At 75.7% G+C, this 21,617-nt stretch carries 22 protein-coding genes; 11 read left to right on the forward strand and 11 right to left on the reverse strand.

Annotation, left to right across the window (positions count from 1 at the left end):
• Nucleotides 1-34 precede the first annotated feature (34 nt).
• The 5 genes from ACI79S_RS12220 to ACI79S_RS12240 are packed head-to-tail and all read right to left on the reverse strand — an operon-like array spanning nt 35 to nt 3,600.
• Nucleotides 35-682, reverse strand: a complete 648-nt coding sequence (locus ACI79S_RS12220; RefSeq protein ID WP_456593705.1) for a response regulator — start codon at nt 680-682, stop codon at nt 35-37.
• On the reverse strand, nt 679-1,014 hold the full coding sequence (locus ACI79S_RS12225; protein WP_456593706.1) for a sensor histidine kinase: 336 nt from the start codon (nt 1,012-1,014) through the stop codon (nt 679-681). The genes ACI79S_RS12220 and ACI79S_RS12225 overlap by 4 nt, the downstream gene beginning before the upstream one ends.
• Entirely contained in the window at nt 924-1,865 is a 942-nt protein-coding gene (locus ACI79S_RS12230; protein ID WP_456593707.1) for a histidine kinase, read from the reverse strand. The genes ACI79S_RS12225 and ACI79S_RS12230 overlap by 91 nt, the downstream gene beginning before the upstream one ends.
• The gene (locus ACI79S_RS12235) at nt 1,862-2,704 is read right to left on the reverse strand and encodes an ABC transporter permease (RefSeq protein ID WP_456593708.1); all 843 of its coding nucleotides are present in this window, start codon (nt 2,702-2,704) and stop codon (nt 1,862-1,864) included. Before ACI79S_RS12235 ends, ACI79S_RS12230 begins: the two co-directional genes overlap by 4 nt.
• On the reverse strand, nt 2,701-3,600 hold the full coding sequence (locus ACI79S_RS12240; RefSeq protein ID WP_456593709.1) for an ABC transporter ATP-binding protein: 900 nt from the start codon (nt 3,598-3,600) through the stop codon (nt 2,701-2,703). Before ACI79S_RS12240 ends, ACI79S_RS12235 begins: the two co-directional genes overlap by 4 nt.
• Before the next feature lie 154 nt (nt 3,601-3,754).
• On the opposite strand from ACI79S_RS12240, the gene ACI79S_RS12245 reads away from it, so the two are divergent.
• The 4 genes from ACI79S_RS12245 (at nt 3,755) to ACI79S_RS12260 (ending at nt 7,825) form a co-directional block, all read left to right on the forward strand.
• Nucleotides 3,755-5,236, forward strand: coding sequence for a DNA-3-methyladenine glycosylase 2 family protein (locus ACI79S_RS12245; RefSeq protein ID WP_456593710.1), 1,482 nt, complete (start codon nt 3,755-3,757; stop codon nt 5,234-5,236).
• Nucleotides 5,236-5,775: a methylated-DNA--[protein]-cysteine S-methyltransferase gene (locus ACI79S_RS12250; RefSeq protein WP_456593711.1), complete on the forward strand. Its 540-nt coding sequence runs from the start codon at nt 5,236-5,238 to the stop codon at nt 5,773-5,775. Before ACI79S_RS12245 ends, ACI79S_RS12250 begins: the two co-directional genes overlap by 1 nt.
• A gap of 111 nt (nt 5,776-5,886) precedes the next feature.
• Nucleotides 5,887-6,969 carry a DNA recombination protein RmuC gene (locus tag ACI79S_RS12255; protein ID WP_456593712.1) on the forward strand — a complete coding sequence of 361 codons (1,083 nt, stop codon included), beginning with the start codon at nt 5,887-5,889 and terminating at the stop codon, nt 6,967-6,969.
• 193 nt (nt 6,970-7,162) lie between these two features.
• Nucleotides 7,163-7,825: a DUF6542 domain-containing protein gene (locus ACI79S_RS12260; RefSeq protein ID WP_456593713.1), complete on the forward strand. Its 663-nt coding sequence runs from the start codon at nt 7,163-7,165 to the stop codon at nt 7,823-7,825.
• Nucleotides 7,826-7,891: 66 nt separating this feature from the next.
• Here the strand turns inward: ACI79S_RS12260 and ACI79S_RS12265 are convergent, their stop codons facing one another.
• Nucleotides 7,892-8,863 carry a 4-hydroxy-3-methylbut-2-enyl diphosphate reductase gene (locus ACI79S_RS12265; RefSeq protein ID WP_456593714.1) on the reverse strand — a complete coding sequence of 324 codons (972 nt, stop codon included), beginning with the start codon at nt 8,861-8,863 and terminating at the stop codon, nt 7,892-7,894.
• Nucleotides 8,864-9,007: 144 nt separating this feature from the next.
• Between ACI79S_RS12265 and ACI79S_RS12270 the strand changes: the two genes are divergently transcribed.
• The 3 genes from ACI79S_RS12270 to ACI79S_RS12280 all read left to right on the forward strand — a co-directional run bounded on the left by ACI79S_RS12270 (nt 9,008) and on the right by ACI79S_RS12280 (nt 11,821).
• Nucleotides 9,008-10,267 carry a hypothetical protein gene (locus ACI79S_RS12270; RefSeq protein ID WP_456593715.1) on the forward strand — a complete coding sequence of 420 codons (1,260 nt, stop codon included), beginning with the start codon at nt 9,008-9,010 and terminating at the stop codon, nt 10,265-10,267.
• Nucleotides 10,268-10,343: 76 nt separating this feature from the next.
• Nucleotides 10,344-11,606, forward strand: coding sequence for an exodeoxyribonuclease VII large subunit (xseA, locus tag ACI79S_RS12275; protein WP_456593716.1), 1,263 nt, complete (start codon nt 10,344-10,346; stop codon nt 11,604-11,606).
• Nucleotides 11,603-11,821: an exodeoxyribonuclease VII small subunit gene (locus ACI79S_RS12280; protein ID WP_456593717.1), complete on the forward strand. Its 219-nt coding sequence runs from the start codon at nt 11,603-11,605 to the stop codon at nt 11,819-11,821. The genes xseA and ACI79S_RS12280 overlap by 4 nt, the downstream gene beginning before the upstream one ends.
• Before the next feature lie 50 nt (nt 11,822-11,871).
• Here ACI79S_RS12280 and ACI79S_RS12285 read toward each other — a convergent pair whose 3' ends face one another.
• Complete coding sequence (locus ACI79S_RS12285; RefSeq protein ID WP_456593718.1) at nt 11,872-12,054, reverse strand: hypothetical protein; 183 nt, start codon at nt 12,052-12,054, stop codon at nt 11,872-11,874.
• 208 nt (nt 12,055-12,262) lie between these two features.
• Nucleotides 12,263-12,892 (reverse strand): DUF4245 domain-containing protein, encoded by a 630-nt coding sequence (locus ACI79S_RS12290; RefSeq protein ID WP_456593719.1) that lies wholly within the window; start codon nt 12,890-12,892, stop codon nt 12,263-12,265.
• A 168-nt stretch (nt 12,893-13,060) separates the two neighbouring features.
• Between ACI79S_RS12290 and glpX the strand changes: the two genes are divergently transcribed.
• On the forward strand, nt 13,061-14,113 hold the full coding sequence (glpX, locus tag ACI79S_RS12295) for a class II fructose-bisphosphatase (RefSeq protein ID WP_456593720.1): 1,053 nt from the start codon (nt 13,061-13,063) through the stop codon (nt 14,111-14,113).
• 118 nt (nt 14,114-14,231) lie between these two features.
• On the opposite strand, the gene ACI79S_RS12300 is transcribed toward glpX, so the two are convergent.
• Both ACI79S_RS12300 and ACI79S_RS12305 read right to left on the reverse strand, forming a co-directional pair.
• A complete protein-coding gene (locus tag ACI79S_RS12300; RefSeq protein WP_456593721.1) occupies nt 14,232-14,852 on the reverse strand; it encodes a DUF1707 domain-containing protein in 621 nt (206 codons plus the stop codon).
• A 61-nt stretch (nt 14,853-14,913) separates the two neighbouring features.
• Nucleotides 14,914-15,579 (reverse strand): hypothetical protein, encoded by a 666-nt coding sequence (locus ACI79S_RS12305; RefSeq protein ID WP_456593722.1) that lies wholly within the window; start codon nt 15,577-15,579, stop codon nt 14,914-14,916.
• Nucleotides 15,580-15,750: 171 nt separating this feature from the next.
• Between ACI79S_RS12305 and ACI79S_RS12310 the strand changes: the two genes are divergently transcribed.
• Nucleotides 15,751-17,181: a class II fumarate hydratase gene (locus ACI79S_RS12310; RefSeq protein ID WP_456593723.1), complete on the forward strand. Its 1,431-nt coding sequence runs from the start codon at nt 15,751-15,753 to the stop codon at nt 17,179-17,181.
• Nucleotides 17,182-17,498: 317 nt separating this feature from the next.
• Entirely contained in the window at nt 17,499-18,839 is a 1,341-nt protein-coding gene (locus ACI79S_RS12315) for a DegT/DnrJ/EryC1/StrS family aminotransferase (protein ID WP_456593724.1), read from the forward strand.
• A gap of 77 nt (nt 18,840-18,916) precedes the next feature.
• On the opposite strand, the gene ACI79S_RS12320 is transcribed toward ACI79S_RS12315, so the two are convergent.
• On the reverse strand, nt 18,917-19,561 hold the full coding sequence (locus ACI79S_RS12320; RefSeq protein ID WP_456593725.1) for a PglD-related sugar-binding protein: 645 nt from the start codon (nt 19,559-19,561) through the stop codon (nt 18,917-18,919).
• Between the two features lie 185 nt (nt 19,562-19,746).
• Here ACI79S_RS12320 and ACI79S_RS12325 point away from each other — a divergent pair.
• On the forward strand, nt 19,747-21,617 hold a 1,871-nt coding region (locus ACI79S_RS12325), incomplete at its 3' end, for a glycosyltransferase (RefSeq protein WP_456593726.1).

A 21,617-nucleotide genomic window follows, 5' to 3' on the forward strand; every position in this document is an offset into this window, starting at 1 on the left:
CACAGATCAGCGGAAGCCCTGGACGAGCACGCGGTCACCGTCCCGGGGACGGCAGCAACCCGCGCTCGACCGCCACCAGCACCGCCCGGGTCCGGTCGTCCACCCCGAGCTTCGCGAAGACCCGCAGCAGGTGCGTCTTCACCGTCGCCTCGCCGATGAACAGCTGCCGGCCGATCTCGGCGTTCGTCAGCCCCCGCGCCACACCCGCGAGCACCTCCAGCTCCCGAGCGGTCGGCGCCTCGGCGGCCGGGGCCCGCAGCCGCGAGACCAGCCGCGCGGCGACCGGCGGCGCCAGCACGGTCTCCCCGCGGGCCGCGGCCCGTACGGCGTCGGCCAGCTGCGGCAGCGGGGTGTCCTTGAGCAGGTAGCCGGTCGCCCCGGCCTCGACCGCGCGCACGATGTCGGCGTCGGTGTCGTAGGTCGTGAGCACCAGCACCCGCACCGCGGGATGCTCCACCCCGATCCGGACGGTCGCGGCGACGCCGTCCATCCGGGGCATGCGCAGGTCCATGAGGACGACGTCCGGCTCCAGCTCGGCCACCCGCACCAACGCCTCGGCCCCGTCGCCCGCCTCCCCGACCACGTCGAGGTCGGGTTGCGCGTCGAGCCACCCGACCAGGCCGCCCCGGACCACGGGGTGGTCATCCACCACCACCACCCGGATCACGGCACCCCCGCTCACGAGGCCGGCACCCGCACGGTCACCCGCGTGCCCTCGCCGGGCGCCGACACCACGTCGACCTCGCCACCGACGGAGGAGACGCGGTCGCGCAGCCCCTCCAGCCCCGCACCCAGCGCGCGGGACGGTTCGAAACCCACCCCGTCGTCCTCCACGTGCACCGACACCTGCCGCGCGCCCTCGCCGCCGACCACCGACACGCGGATCACCACCGCCCGCGCCGCCGCGTGCCGCCGCACGTTGGTCAGGGCCTCCTGCGCCCCGCGCAGCAGGACGACCTCCTCGTCGCGGCGCAGCGCCAGCCCGCCGTCCAGCGCGGAGGTGTCCACGCGCACGGGCAGGCCGGTCTCCCGCCCGAACCGCTCGGCCAGGCGCGCCAGCGCCTCGACCAGGGTCGAGCCGTCCAGCGCCACCGGCCGGAAAAGCGCTCGCGTGCGGCCACCGGGTCACCGGCGAGCTGCGCGGCCGCGGTCTGCGCCAGGACGACGATGCTCGTGTAGCCCTGCGCGAGGGTGTCGTGCACCTCCTGCGCCAGCCGCTCCCGCTCGGCCAGCACACCGCGCTCGTGCTCCGCCCGGGCCAGCTGCGCCCGGGTGCGCTCGAGCTGCTCGATGAGCTCGGCGCGGTGGGCGCTCTGGTGCAGCACCCGGCTGACCCACAACCCCAGCGCCAGGCTGAACAGCAGGCTGATGGAGGTCTGCAGCAGCACCTCGCGCGCGAGCTCTCCGGAGACCGCGCGCACCAGCGGGCCGACCGCGGTGGCGGCCGCCAGCAGCACCGTCCACGCCACCCCGGTCATGCGGCCGTGGACCACGAACCACACCTGCGGGTAGGCGAGGAACAGCAGGAAGAACAGCCCCGGCGCCAGGAACCCGAGCGCGCAGAACCCGGCGACGAGGACCGCGAGGTAGCCGACCGCGCGCACGGGTGCGCTGCCGGTCAGCGCCGGCGCACCGGCCAGCAGGTACGCCAGGGCGAACGCCACCAGCACCGCCAGGACGGCGACCAGCCGGCTCCCGTCGTGGTCGGCGACCGCCGTCGCCACGGCCAGCGCCCACAGCGCCGCCGAGATGACGTGCATCCCGACGACGGTCGCCTGCCACCCGCGTTCGGACAGCGGCTCGGCGCCGCCCTCCTCCTCCGCCGGGGGGAGGAAGGCGACGCCGAGCCGGCTGCGGAGGCTCATCCGGCGTTCCGCCGCCAGCGGAAGGTGCGGGCGCAGACCACGACGCCGATGATCACCCATGCGGCCAGCACCGCGGCAGTGGTCCCGTGCTCCCAGCTGCCCGCGGGCTCGGCGGCCGCGGCCGCGTCGGGCAGGAAGACCGAGCGCATGCCCTGCGTCATCCACTTGAGCGGGAAGACCGCGGCCAGCTGCTGCATCCAGCCCGGCAGCTCCGAGAACACGAAGAAGACGCCGGAGAAGAACTGCAGGACGATCGCGACCGCAGGGATGCCCGTGCCGGCCGCCCGCGCGCTGCCGACGAACGACGACACCGCGATGCCGAGGACCGTGCCGGCGAGGATGCCCAGCGCCGCCACCCAGGCGAAGGTCAGCCAGCGGCCGGCGTCGCCGGGCATCGGCACGTCGTAGACCGTCGCCGCCACCACCAGCAGCACGGTCAGCTGGACGGCGGTGGTCAGCACCACCTGACCGGCCTTGCCGATCCCGTACGCCAGCGGCGGGGTGCCCAGCGTCTGCAGCCGCACCAGGTCGCCCCGGTCGCGCTCCTCGGTGATCGCGAGGCCGACGGCCTGGAAGCTGGTGAGCATGATCCCCGTCGCGGCGATCCCGGCCAGGAAGTACTGCCGGAAGTCCACCCCCGGCGCCACGTCCCGGTCGCCGAAGATCGACCCGAAGATCACCAGCATCACGACCGGGTAGGCGAACGAGAAGACCAGCTGGCCCGGGTCGCGGACGAACAGCCGCAGCTCCAGGGCGACCCTGGCCCACCCGATCGTGAGGGCGCTCGGCGGCGCCGGGCGGCGGGTGGCCGCCGGCGGGGAGGGCAGCAGATCGGTCATCGGGAGGCTCCCTCGGAGACGAGCCGGAGGTAGACGTCCTCCAGGCCGGGGCGGGTCACGGTGAGGTCGGGGATCTCCCCGGTGGGGGTCGCGGCCAGCAGGTCGCGCAGGACGGCGGACGGCTCGCGCGTGACGACCTCCCGGACGGCGCCGTCCTCGGTCCAGCGCACGGTGGCCTCCTGCCGCAGCCCGGCCCCGAGGGCGCCCGGCGTGGCGACCTCCACCAGCCGGCCCGCCGCGATCACGCCGACGCGGTCGGCCAGGTGCGCGGCCTCGTCGAGGTAGTGGGTGGTCAGCAGGACGGTGGTGCCGCGGTCGCGCAGCCCCTCGATCAGCGTCCAGAACTGCCGGCGGGCGGCCGGGTCCAGCCCGGTCGTGGGCTCGTCGAGGAAGAGCAGCTCCGGGCGCCCCTGCACGCCCAGTGCCACCTCCAGCCGGCGCCGCTGCCCGCCGGAGAGCCGCTCGACGCGCGTGCGCGCCGTCCCCTCCAGGCCGACGGCGGCGAGCAGCTCGGCACTGTCCTGGGGGGTCGCGTGGTAGTGCGCGTAGTGGTCGACGGTCTCCCGCACGGTGAGCGCGTCGCCGGTGCCGGTGCTCTGCCCGACGACGCCGATGCGGTCCCGCCAGCGCCGGTCGGCACCGGCCGGGTCCTCCCCCAGCACCTCGAGCGATCCGCCGTCCCGCCGCCGGAGCCCGGCCAGGATCTCGACCGTCGTGGTCTTGCCGGCCCCGTTCGGGCCCAGGAGCGCGAAGACCTCACCCCGCCGCACGTCGAGGTCGACGCCGTCCACGACGGCCCGCCCGCCGTACCGCTTGACCAGGCCGCGCACCCGCACGGCCGGTCGGTGGTCGGACGCCGCACCCGCCGCGGCGGGCGCCCCATGGGTCGTCGTCATGCAGCCAGCATCGCCGCAGAGCCGCCCCGGGAGAACGACCGGAGCGCTGATCCGGTGTCCACCGACCGGTGGACGGGCCGCCAGCCCCCACCGGCCCACGGCGGCGTCCGAAATCCGCCAGGAGCCACCACCTCGCACTGGCATGCTCGACGACGTGAGCGAGCTCCTGGACCACGAACGCTGCTACCGCGCCGTCGCCGGCCGGGACGCGCGCTTCGACGGGTGGTTCGTCACCGCGGTGCGCACCACCGGCATCTACTGCCGCCCCTCGTGCCCGGCCCGCACGCCGCTCCTCCGCAACGCCACCTTCTTCTCCACGGCGGCCGCCGCGCAGGGGGCCGGCTACCGGGCGTGCCGGCGGTGCCGTCCCGACGCCGTCCCCGGATCCCCCGAGTGGGACGTGCGCGCCGACGTCGTCGCGCGGGCCATGCGCCTGATCGCCGACGGCGAGGTGGAGCGCTCCGGGGTGCCGGGCCTGGCCGCCCGGCTGGGGTACTCCGAGCGGCAGCTGCACCGGCTGCTCGTCGGGGAGCTCGGCGTCGGCGCGCTCGCCCTGGCCCGCGCCCGGCGCGCGCAGACCGCCCGGGTGCTGCTGGAGACCACCGGGCTCCCGGTGACCGACATCGCGTTCGCGGCCGGGTTCGCCAGCGTGCGCCAGTTCAACGACACGGTGCGCGAGGTGTTCGCCACCACCCCGACCGAGCTGCGCCGCGCCCGGCGGGGCGCCGCGGCCGGGCACCCCGGCTGGCTGACGCTGCGGCTGGCCGCCCGGGCACCGTACGCCGCCGAGGAGGTCTTGCTCTTCCTGGGCGCGCACGCCGTCCCCGGGCTCGAGGAGTGGGACGGGAGCACCTTCTCGCGGGTGCTCGACCTGCCGCACGGCCCGGCGGTGGTCCGGCTGTCCCCGGCGGCCGACGGCAGCGCCGCGGTGACCGCACGACTGCGGCTGACCGAGCTCCGCGACCTCGGCGCCGCGGTGACCCGGTGCCGGCGGATGCTCGACCTGGACGCGGACCCGGCCGCCGTCGACGAGGCCCTGGGGGGCGACGCCGCGCTGGCCACGCTGGTCGCCGCCGCCCCCGGGCGGCGGGTGCCCGCGTCGCCCGACGCCGAGGAGCTGGCGATCCGCGCGGTGCTCGGGCAGCAGGTGTCGGTCGCGGGCGCACGGACGCTCACCGCGCGGCTGCTGGCCGCCGGCGCACCGCTGGCCGAGCCGGTCGGCTCGCTCACCCACGCCTTCCCCCGGGCCGCCGCGCTCGCCGACGCCGACCTCGGCACGGTGGGGCTGACCGGCGCGCGGCGCCGCACGGTGACCGCGCTGGCCTCCGCGCTGGACCGGGGCGACATCGCCCTCGACCCCGGCGCCGACCGGGAGGCGGCCGGCCGGCAGCTGCTCGCCGTCCCGGGCATCGGCCCCTGGACAGCGGCCCTCGTCGCCCTGCGCGGCCTCGCCGATCCCGACGTGTGGCTGCCCGGCGACCTCGCGCTGCGCCGGTCGCTCGCCGCGCTCGGCAGCTCCGACCTCGAGGCCGCCACCCGCTGGCGCCCGTGGCGCTCCTACGCCGTGATGCACCTGTGGGCGCTCGCCGCGCCCGCCCTGTTCACCCGCACACCCGCCCTCCCGAGGAGCGCCTGATGACCGTCCCGACCCGCACCCGGCACGCCACCGTCGCCACCGCACCCGGCGCGTTCACCGTCGTGGTGGACACCGACCCCGACGGCCGGGAGGTCGTGCTCGCCAGCGGCTGGACCGCCGAGGTGGCCGATCTGCTGGCCGTGGTGCACCCGTCCCTCCGTCCGGTGTCCAGCGAGCGGGCTCCCCGCCTGCGCGTGCTCGACGCCGTCGAGGAGTTCCACGACGGCCGGGTCGGCGCGATCGACGCCGTCGCGGTGCGGCAGCGCTCCGGACCGTTCCTGCAGGAGGCCTGGGACGTGCTGCGCACCGTGCCGGCCGGGTCCCCCGACACCTACGCGGCCTTCGCCGCCCGGTGCGGCCGTCCCGCGGCGGTGCGCGCGGCGGCGAACGCCTGCGCCCGCAACGCGGCGGCCCTGTTCGTGCCCTGCCACCGGGTGCTGGGCTCCGGCGGCGGGATGGGCGGCTTCCGCTGGGGGACGCCGGTCAAGCGCTGGCTGCTCGACCACGAGGCGGCGCACGCCGGCGTGCCCGCCGGCTGACGAGAGGGCCGCCCTTCCCCCCACGCCTCGCACGCTCGGCGCGGGCCCCTGAAGGGCGGCCGTTCCAGCACCTCGCCGGAACTGTCGGACCCCTCCGGCAGGGTCACGCCCATGGACGCCGCTTCCCTCTTCCTCGGGCTCCTCCTGGGCGCGCTCCTCGGCGCCGCGATCACGCTGACCGTCGTCACCCTGCTCGCCCGCCGCCGGCCGGCGGACACGGGCCTGGATCCGGTGCACGAGTCGCTCGACCACCTCCACCGGCTGCTGGCCGGCATGGAGCGCGCCCGCGCCACCGCGCACGGGGAGCTGCGCGAGCAGATGGGCACCGTCGGCCAGGCGTCGGCGCAGCTCCGGCACGAGACCGCTGCGCTCGTCACCGCGCTCCGCACACCGCACGTCCGGGGCCGCTGGGGCGAGGTGCAGCTGCGGCGGGTCGTCGAGGTGGCCGGCCTGCTCGACCACTGCGACTTCGTCGAGCAGCCGGCCGGCACCAACGACGAGGGCGCCGGCGTCCGCCCCGACCTCGTCGTCACGCTGGCCGACGGCCGGCAGGTCGTGGTCGACGCCAAGGTCCCGTTCACCGGCTACATCGAGGCGGTGCAGGCCGAGGACCGCGACGTCCGCGCCCAGCGGGTGATGGCCCACGCCCGGCAGCTGCGCACCCACGTCGACCAGCTGGCCGCCCGCCGGTACCCCACCGCCTTCCGGCCGGCGGCCCCCTTCACCGTCCTGTTCGTGCCCTCCGACGGGTTCCTGACGACGGCGCTGGAGGCCGAGCCCGGCCTGCTCGAGTACGGCTTCGCCCGCGACGTGGTGCTCGCGACGCCGAGCACCCTGCTGGCCCTGCTGCGCACCGTCGCCTACTCCTGGCGCCAGGAGCGGCTGGCCCGCGACGCCGACCAGGTGCTCGAGGTGGGCCGGCGACTGCACGCCCGCCTCAGCACGCTCTCCGGGCACCTCACCCGTCTGGGCTCGGCGCTGTCGACCACGCTCACCCGGTACAACGAGACGGTCGGCTCCTACGAACGCTCGGTGCTGACCGCCGCGCGACGGTTCGACGACCTGGGGATCGCGGAGTCCCCCGTGCCGGAACCGGCCCCGGTCGAGGCGACCATCCGCACGCTGCGGCCGACCGACGACCTCGGGCGGCTGGAGCCCACCGGAGTCGAGGAGCGCGACGGCACGTCGGGCTGACGCGGGCGCCGGACCGGCCCGGCGGACGGGCTCGTCCACCCCGTCCGTCACAGCCATCACCCTGCGCTACTGGGCCACCACGGGATGCCTGCGACGCGGGGGCCTCCTCCCACGAACTGCCAGCTCGGGTCGCTACCGTTGCCCCGGAGGTCGACCCGCCGGGTCGTCCACGGGAGCGGGACGGAGGTGCGCCATGGCCACATCGAGCACGGCGGGCGCATGGCAGAGCGGAGGACGGCCCGATCGGCCGTACCCCGCACGCGCACCGCGTCCCCCCGTCAGCAGCGAACGCCCGGCCCGCCCCGCACGCCCGTCCCGAGCCGGCGCGCCCGCGCCCGGACGCGCCGGGGAGCGCCTGCGCGCGGCCGAGCGCGAGTACGCGGACGACCGGCCGCAGCCGGCCGGGCCCCGCCGTCGCGAGCCCGGCCCGCCGCGGCCGAGCGCCGGGCGCCCCGCGCAGGAGCGCGGCCGTGCGCGGACGGCGTCGCCCGCCGCCGCGCCGGAGAGCCGGCTGCGCGGCTCTCTCGCCGTGCTCGGCATCTTCCTGCTGACCCTCGCCGGCGGTGCGGTCGACTCCTTCTTCGGCATCGGCCTGGGCCTGATCACGCTGGTCGCGCTGGCGATCGGGGTCTCGGCGGCCACCCTGCTCGTCCGGCGCCGGGACCTGCTGACCGTCATGGTCGCGCCGCCGCTGGTCTTCACCCTGGTCGCGCTCGTGAACATCGTCCTCGCCCCCTCGGCGACGCTGAATCTGCCCACCGTGGCCACCCTGCTGGTCCGCGGGTTCCCGACGATGGCCGTCGCGACCGCGATCGCCCTCCTGCTGGGCGTCGTGCGGCTGGTCACCCGCCGCTGACCGACCGCTGCACGACGAAGCCCCGGTCCGTGCAGCTCGCGCGGACCGGGGCTTCGTCGTCAGGGATCAGTCGGCGGTGTCCAGCTTCGCCTTCTCGGCCCGGCGCAGCTCGTGCGGCAGCGCGAACACCAGCCGCTCCTCGGCGGCCTTCACCGTCTCCACGTCGGGGTAACCGCGGGCGGCGAGCCAGTCCAGCACCTCGCTCACCAGGATCTCCGGCACCGACGCACCGCTGGTGACGCCGACGGTGCCGACGCCCTCCAGCCACGCCTCGTCGATCTCCGCGGCGTAGTCGACGAGGTAGCTGGCGCGGGCCCCGGCCTCCAGCGCGACCTCCACCAGCCGCACGGAGTTCGACGAGTTCGTCGACCCCACCACGAGCACGAGGTCGCACTCGCCGGCCATCTGCTTCACGGCCTGCTGCCGGTTCTGCGTGGCGTAGCAGATGTCGTCGCTCGGCGGCGACTGCAGCCCCGGGAACCGGTTCTTCAGCTGGTCGACGGTGGCCAGTGTCTCGTCGACCGAGAGCGTGGTCTGGGACAGCCACACGACCTTCTCCGGGTCGCGCACCTGGACGTTGGCGACGTCCTCGGGCCCGTCGACGAGCTGGATGTGCGCGGGCGCCTCACCGGAGGTCCCCTCGACCTCCTCGTGACCGCGGTGGCCGATCAGCAGGATGTCGAAGTCGTCGCGGGCGAACCGCTTGGCCTCCTGGTGCACCTTGGTGACCAGCGGGCAGGTGGCGTCGATGGTGCGCAGCTGCCGGTCGGCCGCCTCCTGGTGCACCGCCGGCGAGACGCCGTGCGCGCTGAAGACGACGACCGAGCCCTCGGGCACCTCGTCGGTCTCCTCCACGAAGATCGCGCCGCGCCGCTCCAGCGTGGCGACGACGTGCTTGTTGTGGACGATCTGCTTCCGGACGTACACCGGCGCGCCGTGGATCTCCAGGGCGCGCTCGACGGCGACCACCGCCCGGTCCACGCCGGCGCAGTAGCCCCGGGGATCGGCCAGCAGGACACGTCCGCGCTGATCAGCCATGCACCCATGGTAGGTGGGCCGGGACGACCCGGACGGCGGCCGCGGGTGGCGCGGGACACGGATGTGACCAGGCACATCCCCCCGGCGGGCGCATCGATGCTGGTCGGGTGTGTCGCAGGGGTGGTTCTGGGGCACGCTGTGCGCATGTCCCGTGAGATCCCCGAGGTCGTCCGCGCCGCCGCCGGTCTGGCGGCCACCGTGCTGGACGAGACCCGGAAGCTGCCCGAGACCCTGCCCGGTCTGCCCGTGCGCCTCATCGGCATGGCGATGCAGCACGCGATGAAGGTGCAGCAGACCTACGCCGGGTTCGTCGCCCGCGGCGACGAGCTGCTGGTCGGGCTGCGCGGCGACGCCGAGCCGGGGTTGGCGACCTTCGACGACGACGTGGAGCCGGCCACCGGCTACCGCGGCTCCGCCTTCGACCGGGTCGCCGACGGCGGCACGATCACCGACGAGGAGGTGGCCGACCTCCCCGACGACCCCGCCGCCGACGCGGTGGTCGCCGCGATCGACGACCTCGGCGAGGAGTTGGTGGAGGACCTCGCCGAGGGTCTCGAGGAGCTCGCCGACGGCGCGGACGAGGCCCAGCAGAGCCTCACGGACCTGCCGGCGGAGAAGGCGCCGAGCACCGACGAGGTGCTCGACGAGCTCGCCATCGACGAGGTCGTCCCCGCGGTGCCCGACACCGACCCGCTCGACCAGGGCCCCGCGGACGCGCTCGCCTCCGACGACGCGGTGGTCACCGAGGACGCCGGCGCCCTGGAGCGGGCGCTGCTGGAGTCCGAGCCCGCGCCGGCGGCAGCTGCCGAGGAGCCCGCCGGTGGCGAGAGCGTCGACGTGCTCACCGCCGACGGCGAGGTGACGACCGTCGACGCGGCGGTCACCGACGAGGGCATCGCCGCCGTCGAGGAGCCGCAGGAAGGCGCCGGCACCGACGAGACGGTCGCGGCCACCGACGGCACCGCCACGGCCGCGACGGGCACGAACGCCGGCCCGGACGTCGCCGTCGACGAGAGCGGCAGCCCGGTCGCCGCGGCCACCGGTGTGCGCACCGACGTGGGCGGCACCGACACCACCGAGACCGATGCCGCGATCACCGAGGGGGCGGCCGTCGACGCCGTCGGGGAGGGCTCCGCCGCCCCGACCGACGACCCCCAGGGCGGCAGCGAGCTGTCCGGCGCCCAGGCCGCCGGGGCGGCACCCGTCGACGGCTACGACAGCTTCTCGATCGCCCAGCTGCGCGGCCGCCTCCGCGGCTACCAGCTCACCACCGTCTCGGACCTGCTGGCCTACGAGCAGGCCACCCGCGCGCGCGAGCCGTACCTGCGGATGCTGCGCAACCGGCTGGAGAAGCTCGAGGAGCAGGCGGTCGAGTCCAGCCCGCTGGCCCCGCGGGGCACCTGAGGGAGGAGTTCGCCCCCGTCGCGACCGGCGCGGGGGCAGCCCCGGGGGTGTCCGTGCCGTCTGACACCCTCGGGCCATGACCGCCCCGTCCTCCCCCGAGTCACCGTGGCCGGTCCGCACGGTGGCTCGCAAGGTGGCCGACTGGATCGGCCGGCTGGGCGAGGTCTGGGTCGAGGGTCAGGTCGCCCAGCTGTCGCGGCGGGGCGGCGCGGCCACCGTGTTCCTCACCCTGCGCGACCCGGCGGCCGACCTGTCGGTGCCGGTCACCTGCCACCGCGAGGTGGCCGAACGCCCCGGCCTCGAGCTCACCGAGGGCGCCCGCGTCATCGTGCGGGCCCGGCCCGACTACTACGTCGCCCGCGGGTCCTTCTCCCTGCGGGCCACCGAGATCCGCGCCGTCGGCCTGGGTGAACTGCTCGCCCGCATCGAGCGGATCCGCCGGCTGCTGGCCGCCGAGGGCCTGTTCGACGCGGCCCGGAAGCGGCCGCTGCCCTTCGCACCCGGCGTCGTGGGGCTCATCACCGGCCGGGACAGCGCCGCCGAGCGGGACGTGCTGGTGACCGCCCGCCGGCGGTGGCCCGCGGTGCGCTTCGCGCTGCACCACTGCGTCGTCCAGGGGCCGCAGGCGGCCGGGAACGTCATCGAGGGGCTGCGGAAGCTGGACGCCGACCCGGCCGTGGAGGTCATCGTGGTCGCCCGCGGCGGCGGCTCGGTGGAGGATCTGCTGCCCTTCTCCGACGAGGGCCTGGTGCGCGCCGTCGCCGGTTGCCGCACCCCGGTCGTCACCGCCGTCGGCCACGAGACCGACACGACGCTCGTCGACCACGCCGCCGACGTCCGGGCCGCCACCCCCACCGATGCCGCCCACCGGATCGTGCCGGAGATCGGCGAGCAGCGGCGGCTGGTCGACGGGCTGCGCGCCCGCGCCCGGCACCTGGTCGCCGCGCGGCTGGAGCAGCAGGAACGCTGGCTGGAGTCGGTGCGCACCCGGCCGGTGCTCGCCTCCCCCGACCGGCTGCTGCACGGCCGGGAGGAGGACGTCGACGGCCTGCGCACCCGCGCCCGCCGGACGCTCACCCACCGCGTCGAGGCGGCGGAGCGCGACCTGGAGCACGCGCGGGCGCGGGTGGCCGCCCTCTCCCCGGCCGCGACGCTGGAGCGCGGCTACGCCGTCGTGCAGCGGGCCGACGGCGCGCTGGTGCGCGACCCCGGCGACGTGGCCGACGGCGAGCTGCTGCGGGTGCGGGTCGCCGGCGGCCGGCTCCCCGTCCGCGTCGACCGGAGCGCGACCACCCCGCCCGGCACCGAAGCCACCACCGTCCAGGAGGAGCCCGCATGAGCGCCGACGAGCGCACCCCCGAGCCGACGACCACCTACGAGCAGGCCCGGGAGGAACTGGCCGACGTCGTGCGGCGACTGGAGGCCGGCGGCCTGACGCTCGAGGAGTCGCTGAACCTCTGGGAGCGCGGGGAGGAGCTGGCCCGGGTCTGCCAGCACTGGCTCGACCGGGCCCGCGAGCGCCTGGCCGCCGCCGTGCCCGGCGAGGAGGGCTGAGGGGTCCCTCGGCCGGCGCGCACGGTCGCAGCAGCCCGCGGCCGAGGAGCTCAGGCGGGAGAACGCACGCCGGCGTCCGGGGCGATCACGAGCCCGGCCTCGGCGAAGGCCGCCAGCACCCGGTCGACCCGCTGCTGGAGCACGGGCGGTTCCGGCGCCCCCTCGTCGAGGCAGCGGGCCAGCACGTCCCGCACGTCCACCCCGGCGGGGGCGGCCGGGATCCGCGTGACCATGCCGCAGGCGCACGACCCACCCTCGGCCGGGGCCCGGTGATCACTGCGGGGGCACTCCTCGCGTGGCGGCATCCGGGATCTCCTCGTGGGCGGTCGGGTCAGCTGGCTGATGCCCGACAGCGTCGCCCCTGCGGGCCGTCCCGGCCCGCGACGCACCGGGGCGTCACCCTCTCGTGACCTGCGCCGCGACGCCGCGGACCCTCGTCGATCAGCCCTGGAAGGGGGCGACCGCCGCGGCCACCGCGCGGAGCTCGTCGTCCGCGGCCGAGCCGGTGACGACCAGCGTGACACCGTCGGCGATCCGCGAGAACGCGGTCTCGCCCCGCTGCGTCGTCGACCGGGTCCACCGCTCGCCGTCGATCTCCACCCCGCCGTCCTCCATCGCGCCGTCGAGCACGGCGTCGACGGCATCGGCGTCCGCGTCGTCGCTCACCACGTATCCGGCGTAGTCACCCGCCGGCGTCACGTACCCCAGTTGCACGGTGACCGGCGCCCCCTCGGGGCCGGTGCCGGCGTCGGTGCGCACGCTCGTCGGGCGGTAGCCCTCACCGAGCGAGGGCACCAGCAGGGCGTAGTCCGACTCCGCCTCGGCCAGCCGCAGCGTGCTCGTGGGGTCGATCTCGCGCACCGGGTCGTCCGGGTTGTTGCGGAACGCCTGCCAGGCCACGATCAGCAGGCAGATCACGACGAGCGGGAGCAGTGAGCGGAGCATGTTCGCCGCGCTCATCCGGTTGGCCCGCTCGGCGGCGGACGCCGGCGGCGGCGGGACCTCGACCCCGGGCCCGGCCACGTCGTCGGGGTGCTGGGGACGCTGGCTCGTCGGGCCGGATCCGGTCATGCCCCTAGGATCGCAGGTGAGCTCTCCCCCACCGCCGCCCAGCGCCCGTGCGGCCTCCTGTCGAACCGGTCCTGCCGGAGCGGCCGGTCGCAGGGTCGCCCACCGCCCGCTCCGAGGCGTCCCCGCGCACGCGAGGGGACGTGGGAGGGGCCCTGCCCAGGAGGTCCTGTGTCGCTCCCCTTCCCCGACGGCCCCGTTCCCCCGGCCTCCGGGCTCCCGTTCAGCACCGACCGCCCGGCGCCCGACCGCAACCTGGCCCTCGAGCTCGTGCGGGTCACCGAGGCCGCCGCCATGGCGGCCGGCCGGTGGGTGGGCCGCGGCGACAAGATCGGCGGTGACGGTGCCGCCGTCGACGCGATGCGCGCGCTCATCGGCACGGTGAGCATGAAGGGCGTCGTCGTGATCGGCGAGGGCGAGAAGGACGAGGCGCCGATGCTCTACAACGGCGAGCAGGTCGGGGACGGGCAGGGGCCGGAGTGCGACGTCGCCGTCGACCCGATCGACGGCACCACCCTCATGGCCAAGGGCATGCCCAACGCGATCGCCGTCATGGCCGTCGCCGAGCGGGGCGCCATGTACGACCCGTCGGCGGTCTTCTACATGGAGAAGCTGGCCACCGGCCCGGCCGCGGCCGACGTCGTGGACATCACCGCGCCGGTCGCCGAGAACATCCGCCGCATCGCGAAGGCCAAGCGCAGCTCCGTCGGTGACGTGACCGTCTGCATCCTCGACCGACCGCGGCACGAGCAGCTGGTGCACGAGGTGCGCGAGGCCGGGGCGCGGATCAAGTTCATCACCGACGGCGACGTCGCCGGCGCGATCGCCGCCGCCCGCGAGGGCACCGGGGTGGACCTGCTGCTCGGCATCGGCGGCACGCCCGAGGGGATCATCACCGCCTGCGCGCTCAAGTGCATGGGCGGCGCGCTCCAGGGCCGGCTGTGGCCCAAGGACGACGACGAGCGGCAGAAGGCGCTCGACGCCGGGCACGACCTCGACCGCGTCCTGCACATCGACGACCTGGTGCGCGGCGACGTGTTCTTCGTGGCCACCGGCATCACCGACGGCGAACTGCTGCGCGGCGTGCGCTACAGCGCCGGTGGCTGCACCACCCAGTCGCTGGTCATGCGCTCCCGGTCGGGCACCATCCGCTCGATCGACAGCCTGCACTCGCTGGAGAAGCTGCGGGCCTACTCCGCCGTGCCCTTCGACCGGGAGCCGTGAGCCTCGGGAGGGGGCACGCCGAGTGGGGCCCGGAGGGCTCCGCGCAGGTGTGACGCGGCGGCTCAGCGCGACCGGGAGGACGGCACCTGGCCGCGGTGCGATCCGGAGGATCGCAGTGTCACGGCAGGTGGCGCTGGGCCAGCCGGTCCATGAGCGCGCGCCAGCGGCTGGGGTGCTCGCCCGGTGCCAGGCTGCGCAGCCGCAGGTCGCCGAAGATCGTGCGGGCGTGGACCACCACCACCGGCGTGCCCGCCAGCCGGGCCACGGGCGCCAGCTCGACCCTGCGGTCGCCGAACACCGTGCGCCCCATCAGCTCGGCCTCCACGCCCTCGGCGACGATGACGTCGACGGTTCCGAACACCGTGCTCACGTGCAGGTCGAGCCGCTCCTCGCCGGTGCGCAGGCCGCGCAGGTCGATCCGGACGTCGCCGAACACGGAGCTCGCCCGCTGCGGCGGCGTCGCCGTCACGGCCAGCACGACGTCGCCGAAGACGCTGCTGACCTCCTCCGGTGTCCGCCGCCCGACGATCTCGACCGGTGCCGGGGCGCCCCCCGGTAGGTCGGCGACCAGCACGTCCAGCTCGGCCCGCGTGACCGCGGCGTAGGCCGACTCGGCCCGCTGGGCGAACTCGTCGAGGTCCAGCCGGCCCTCACCCACGGCCGCCTGCAACTGGGCGACCACGGCCTCGCGCTCGGCATCCGAGGCGCGGAGGACCGGGGCGCCGGCGTCGTCGCTCACATCGGGTGACGCTACCGACTTCCCGTGCCCGGGACGCCCACCCGGGGCACGGGACCCCGGTTCACTCCAGCTCGGTGCAGGCCATCACCGTGTAGGCCTTGACCCGGCCACCGCAGGTGCTCGCGTACTCCTCGTAGGCCGACAGCGGCGGCGACTCGTACATCAGGTCGTCGCAGGCCTGCAGCTCCCCTCCGAAGCAGCCCTCCGCGTAGGCGTCGAGGGTCGGGTCCGGCCCGAGGTCACCGGGCTCCACCGCCGGGAACTGCTCGACGGCCCCGCCCGGCGAGCCGGCGTACCAGCCGCCCATCTCCTCGTCCACGTAGCCGCCCACGTCCTCCATCTGGGCCCGCGAGCCCTCGACCATCCCCTCGCGGATGCCGTCGGTCAGCGCGGGGCCGAGCTCGGCCGCCACGGCCCGGCCGACGTCCTCCGCGCCACCGAGCACGACGGCGCTCAGCAGCAGCGTGGTGGCCGCGGCCCCCACGGCCAGTCCCCCCACCGCCGCGCCCGCGATCGCCCAGCGGCCACGGTGCGACGGCCCGGCGACGGCGGCCGGCGCGAGCGGCGGCGGCGTCGTCGGCTGCCACGAGGCGGCCGCCGCCCAGTCCGGCACCGGCTGCGCACCCGGCGCCGGCCAGTCCGAGGCGGGAGCCGGCCAGCCGGAGATCCCCTGCTGCTGCGGGGACGACGGGACGCCGGCGTCCGGCGTCAGGGGCGGCTGGGACATGGGGCCCTCCTCGGGGCTCGTGCCGGCTCGGCACCGTGGCAGCGCACAGCACTCCGGCGCGCACGCCCCTCCTCGGCGGCCCCCGGCGAGGCCGGGACCGACCGGCGCCCCCACGGGTGTCTAGGGTCCCGTGCGGAGCACTGTCACCATCCACACCACCGGGAGCACAGCGTGGCCCAGCAGAACGGCGCAGCGCAGGACGGCAGCGGTCAGGACACCCCCGACTTCCGCATCGAGCACGACTCCATGGGAGAGGTCCGCGTTCCCTCCTGGGCCAAGTGGCGGGCGCAGACCCAGCGCGCCGTCGAGAACTTCCCCATCTCCGGCACACCCATCGAGCGGGAGCTGATCGGCGCGCTGGCGGCGATCAAGGGTGCGGCGGCCGCCGTCAACGCCGACCTCGGCGTCCTCGACCGGTCGATCGCCGACGCCGTCACCGAGGCCGCCGCGACCGTGGCCCGGGGCGACTGGGACGCGCACTTCCCGATCGACGTCTTCCAGACCGGCTCGGGCACGTCGAGCAACATGAACACCAACGAGGTCATCGCCTCGCTGGCCACCGAATCCCTCGGCGCGCCGGTGCACCCGAACGACCACGTCAACGCCTCGCAGTCGTCCAACGACGTCTTCCCGTCGGCGATCCACATCGCCGCCACCCGCGCCATCGTGGTCACCCTGATCCCGGCGCTGCGGCACCTCGAGGCCTCGCTCGAGCGGAAGGCGGAGGAGTTCGCGGAGGTCGTGAAGAGCGGCCGCACCCACCTCATGGATGCCACCCCGGTGACCCTCGGGCAGGAGTTCGGTGGCTACGCCGCCGCTGTCCGCTACGGGATCGAGCGGCTGGAGGCCTCGCTGCCACGCATCGGCGAGCTGCCCCTCGGCGGCACCGCAGTCGGGACGGGCATCAACACCCCGCCCGGCTTCGCCGCGGCGATCATCGAGAAGCTGGCCGGTCAGATGGAGCTGCCGCTGACGGAGGCGCGCGACCACTTCGAGGCGCAGAGCTCCCGCGACGCGCTGGTCGAGGGCTCGGGCCAGCTGAAGACGATCGCCGTCGGCCTGATCAAGATCGCCAACGACCTGCGCTGGATGGGTTCCGGTCCCCGCACGGGGCTCGGCGAGATCGCCCTCCCCGACCTGCAGCCGGGCAGCTCGATCATGCCGGGCAAGGTCAACCCCGTGATCCCCGAGGCGGTGATCCAGGTCGGCGCCCAGGTGATCGGCAACGACGCCGCGGTCACCTACGCGGGCACCACCGGCGTCTTCGAGCTCAACGTGACCCTGCCGCTCATGGCCCGCAACGTCCTGGAGTCGATCCGGCTCCTGGCGAACGTCAGCCGGCTGCTCGCCGACCGCTGCGTGGACGGCATCACCGCCAACGTGGAGCAGTGCCGCACCTACGCCGAGTCCTCTCCCTCCATCGTCACGCCGCTGAACAAGTACATCGGCTACGAGGAGGCGGCCAAGGTCGCCAAGCAGTCGCTGGCCGAGCAGAAGACGATCCGCCAGGTGGTCGTCGAGCGCGGCTACGTGGAGCAGGGCAAGCTCACCGAGGCCCAGCTCGACGAGGCGCTCGACGTCCTCTCCATGACCCACCCCTGACCCGGGGACCGTCCCGGGCCGGCGCGACGCCGGCCCGGGGCGGCTGGGACTCCTGAGGCCGGTGTCACCTCCGTCCACCGGAGTCCCTGCGCAACCGGGTCGTGACGGCGAGTCGCGGGAGTGAGCGGCCGGTCGGGCGGGTGAGGATGCCTTCCGTCCGGAGTCGGGCCGGGGACGACCCCGCCCGGAGCTCCCCCGACCCGTCCGCGTGGTCGATGCGCGCTCCACAGCACCCGAGCCGGGCACGCCGTCGGGACCGTCGGCGGGCGCTGCAGGCGTCCGCCCGGGCGGACCCTGTCACGTGAGGAGCGCACCCGGTGGTCGCACACGAGCTGATCCGCTTCCAGGCGCCCGTGCTGCCCAGCCTGCGTGAGGTGGAGCCCTGGTTCGCCGAGGCAGAGCGGCTGCGCTGGTTCTCCAACGGCGGTCCGTGCGTGGCCCGGCTGGAGCGCGCGTGCGCCGACCACCTGGGGCTCGAACACCCCGGTGTGGCGGTGAACAACGCGACGTCCGGGCTGATGGTGGCGCTGCGCGCCTGCCTCGGCACCCCGCAGGGCGAGCGCCGGCTGGTCGCGGTGCCGTCGTTCACCTTCGTCGCCAGCGTCAACGCGGTGGTCTGGGCGGGGTTCGAGCCGGTGTTCATCGACATCGACCCGTACGACTGGCAGCCCTCCGAGGAGTCGCTCGCCCGGCTGCGGAGCCTGCGCGGCTCCCTCGCCGGCGTGCTGCAGTGCTCCACCTTCGGCACCGCCCCGAGCCGTGCGCGCCGCAGCTCGCTGGCCGCCGCGGCGCGCGACCTGGGGGTGCCCGTCGTCGTCGACTCCGCAGCCGGGTTCGGCGCGGTCGACGAGGACGGCCGCCCGCTCGGCGACCAGGGCGACGCGGAGGTCTTCAGCTTCCACGCCACCAAGCCGTTCGCGATCGGAGAGGGCGGGCTCGTCACCTCCCGCTCGGCGGCGGTCCTCGACGCACTGGCCGAGCTCATCAACTTCGGCTTCGACCAGACCCGCTCGGTGACCGGGCACCTCGGCATCAACGGGAAGATGCCCGAGCTGACCGCGGCCGTCGGCCTCGCCGTGCTCGACCGGTTCGACGACGTGCTGGCGCGCCGCCGCGCCGCCGCCGCGTGGCTGCGGGACGAGCTCGAGCCCACCGGCGTCGCGTTCCAGGCCGGCACCGCCGGCTCGACCTTCCAGTTCGTGCCGGTGGCGCTCCCCACCCCGGCATCCCGCAGCCGGCTGCTGCAGAAGGCGCACGACGCCCGGATCGAGGTCCGCGCGTACTTCGACCCGCCGATGCACCAGCTCCCCGCACTCGCGTCCGCCCGCCGGGTGGGCGACCTACCGGTCACCGAGTCGCTGTCCCAGCGGATCGTCGGCCTGCCGATGGCCAACGACATCAGTGCGTCGTCGTTGACGCGGATCCGCGACCTGGTCCGGAGCGCCGTCGCACCGGCGGTGCGCGGCGCCGGACGGAGCACTGCTCCGGCAGCACCCGCCGCCGCGACCTCCCCGCCCGCGACCCCGCTCCCCTCCCCCGCGACCGTGCTCCCCACCCGCGCTGCCGGGGTCCCCGCGCCCCGCCGGGCGGCGCTCGCCCAGGGCCCGGCCGACCGCCCCGGACCGGGGCCGAGGCCCCGCTCCCGCCCGTCGCCGTGACCGGGGCACCACCGGCCGCCCGGCGTGCGGCGCCCCGATCGGCGCCGCCACCCCGGAGCGAGGTGACGACGAGGCGTTCAGCCCGCCCCGAGTGGACGAGCGGGGTTGCCGGCGACCGTCGTCCCCGGGGCGACGTCGTGGACGACCACCGCTCCCCCACCCACCACGGCACCGCGCCCGATCCGGCGGCCGGGCAGGACCACGGCGCCGATCCCGAGGAACGCGTCGTCCTCGACCGTGACCCCGCCGGCGAGCAGGACCCCCGGCCCGAGCGTCACCCGGTCGCCGAGCCACCCGTCGTGGCTCACCTGGCAGCCGATGTTGAGATGGCAGTGCCGGCCGAGCGCCACGTTGGTGCTGAGGTGGACGCGGGGAAGGACCACCAGCCCCGGGACCTCCCGCAGGACGTCCGGAACGGTGCTCAGCGGGCTCACCGCCTGCGCGGGCAGCAGTCCCCGGCTCTCGGCGAGGGTGACGAACCACTGTCGCAGCGCCGGATCACCGACGGCCGGCAGGTAGTGCGTGGCGTCCGCCGGGAGCTCCTCGGCCAGCGCGTAGCCCCGGTCCCGGAGCAGGGCCGTCGCAGCCGCGGTGGTGGCCCCGCTCTCGGCGAAGACGGTCGTCCGCTCCCGCCCCGGTGCGTCGGGGAGGGACTCCAGCACGTCGAGCACCTCGCGCGCGTGCCCGCCCGCGCCCATCACGACCAGTCGTCGCACTGCCACCCCAGGGTTGTCCCACGTCGCCCGCCCCTCGGACGTGTCCGGCCCCATCTTGGCCGACCGCGACCCACCCGCCCCGGACCCACGCGCCGCGGGCTCCCCTCGTGCCCGTTCCGTGCCGGGGACGATCGCGTGGACCGCGTCCTCGCCGTCCTCCCGCCCTGCTCCTCGAAAGGCGATCACCGCGCATGACTGCTCCCCGTGTGAGCGTGCTCCTGGTCAACCACGACGACGGCGAGCTCCTCGAGCGCGCGCTGGAGTCCGTCCGCAGCCAGCGGCTCGACGAGGCCATCGAGGTAGTCGTCGTCGACGAGGCGTCCGGTGACCGGACGCTGCCGGGGGTCGCGGCGTGGTCGGAGCGGGTGGCCGTCGAGGTGCGTGTCGTCACCGGCGAGGCCGAGCCCGGCGCCGCGCTGGGCCTCCACCGCGGGTTCGCCGCGTGCCGCGGCCGTTACGTCGCCGTGCTCGCGGGCGACGACGAGTGGTCGTCGACCGACGAGCTGCGGCGGCAGGTGGAGCTGCTGGACACGCACCCGCACCTGTCCATGGCGGCGGCGGGCGCACCCGGCCACGACGGCGACCGCGACGGCCACCTCGAGGCAACCGCCGGGCAACTGGTGCAGCGGGACGTCGCGGTGACGTGGAGCCGCGCCACGTACCGGGCCGAGGTGGTGGGACGGCTCCACCCGGAGATCTTCGAGACGGCGGCCCACGACTGGCTGATCGCCCTGGCCGTGAGCGGATACGGGCCGGTGGGACTGCTGCCGGGCGCCGCTCCAGCGCACCGGCTGCCCCGGGAGCGGGTGAGCTCGCTCGTGTCGAGCCACCTGCACCTGCTGGCGCCCGGCGTCGTGCGGGAGCTGGGTGCGACCACCGGCGCCGTGGACGACCCCGCGGACGAGGCAGCGGCCGAGCCCCCGGCCTCCGCGGCGGCACCGGACGGGGCCCGCGGGATCGTGGTGCTCGACGACCACTTCCCCACCAAGGGAACCGGTTTCCGGATCGCGGAGTTCGACTGGATGCTCCGGCATGGCGTCGTCGCCGAGGTGATGACGACGGTCTCGGACCTACGGCCGCTGGTGGCCGAGTACGCGACCCTGCACCCGGAGACGCACCGGCGGATCTCGCCGTACGACGCCCGCCGGTTCGGGGAGTTCGAGTGCGCGTCGGTGATGTTCCTCAACAACGCCGCGCACTTCGTGGCGGACATGGAGCGCGACGGGCTGCCGTTCGTGCTGACGCTGTACCCGGGCGGTGGGCTGAACCTGGGCACGCCCCGCACGGAGCGGATGCTGAAGCGGGTCCTCGCCTCACCGCAGCTCCGGCACGTGATCACGACCCAGCCGGTCGTGACCGAGCTCGTCACCACCAGAACCGGCGGGTCCGTCCCGGTCACCGAGATCCTGGGCGTGACCGTCGACCCCGGCTACCTCCGGCCCGGTCCGGGGCTGCGCACGAACTACTTCGGCACCGGCAAGCCGGTTCTGGACGTCTGCTTCGTCGCGTTCCGCTACACCCCCGACGGCTCGGACAAGGGGTGGCCGGTCTTCCTGCAGACCCTGCGCCGGCTCACGGACGCCGGTCTCCCCGTCCGGGGCCACGTCGTCGGCGGGTTCGGTCCCGCCGACGTCGGCGCGGAGGACTCGGATCTCCCCCTGAGCTTCACGGCCACGCTGAGCACTCCGGAGCTGCGCGCCTTCTACGAGGGGATGGACGTCATCGTCTCCCCCACGGCACCGGGGCGTCTCGCCCCCGGCGCCTTCGACGGCTTCCCCACGGGATCCTGCGTCGAGGCGGCCCTGTGCGGGGTCGCGCTGGTCGCGACCGACCCGCTGGACCAGAACCGCCTCTACACGGACGGCCGCGACATCCACATGCCGCGCGCGGACGCCGCCGACGTCGCGTCGCGGATCCTGGACATGGTGTCCGAGCCCGACGGTGTGCGCCGGGTCGCCCAGGCCGGCCTGCGGACGACCCGGCGTGCCTACGGCGTCGACGCGCCGCTGTGGTCGCGGCGGCGCGGCGGCGAGGCCGCGCCGGCGGGGGGGCGCCGCCCGAC

The organism is Blastococcus sp. SYSU DS1024, from assembly GCF_054050795.1.